The sequence below is a fragment of the Chroococcidiopsis cubana SAG 39.79 genome (assembly GCF_003991895.1).
GTDB lineage: Bacteria > Cyanobacteriota > Cyanobacteriia > Cyanobacteriales > Chroococcidiopsidaceae > Chroococcidiopsis > Chroococcidiopsis thermalis.
On sequence record NZ_RSCK01000288.1, the window covers coordinates 1 to 609 of the forward strand.

At 51.6% G+C, this 609-nt stretch carries 1 protein-coding gene; it reads right to left on the reverse strand.

What is annotated here, in order from left to right; genetic code table 11:
• A partial coding sequence (locus tag DSM107010_RS37945) for a tetratricopeptide repeat protein (protein ID WP_479684201.1) occupies positions 1 to 609 on the reverse strand: 609 nt, incomplete at both ends.

Consider the following 609-nt stretch of genomic DNA (forward strand, 5'->3'; position numbering starts at 1 on the left):
GAGTCGCTCTAGTAGTCGCAGAGCATCATTTAAATATGGCTTAGTTAGATCTGCCAACCTGCCACGAGCAATTAAGACTCTTGCTAGAGTTAGGTAATCCAGCTCCGAACCAACTGGAAACTCGTCAGTAAAACTGTATCGTAATTCGCCATCCACGCTTAAACCGCTATCTAGAGCCCAAGCGATCGCAGCATCTAAATTCCCCTGTGCTAGATTTAATCTTGCCTGACAAGCCGGAACAGAAAGAATCGTCGCCCACAGCCAAACTTGACATTGCCCAGCTGTCTTAATTGCATCCATTGCTGCTTGGGTGTCCCCTTGCGCCTGACGCACGCGAGCCAAGGTGATGTAACCCATCATTAAACCTGGCTGTCGAGTTTGAATACCGCGCTCGATGCTGTCGGTTAGGTGTTGTGCGGCTGCTGCTAATTGGTTTTGTTCTCGCAGCAATTCCCCCATTGCCACTTGTACCAATACACCTGCATAAGTGGATAACCAGCCGCGTTCCCTGGCTAGAGCGACTCCTTGCTGGCACAGAACGGTTGCCTCATCGAGCCGACCGCGCAAGGCGAGAAACTGCGCCTGCAAATACAATGGGGCGATCGCCGG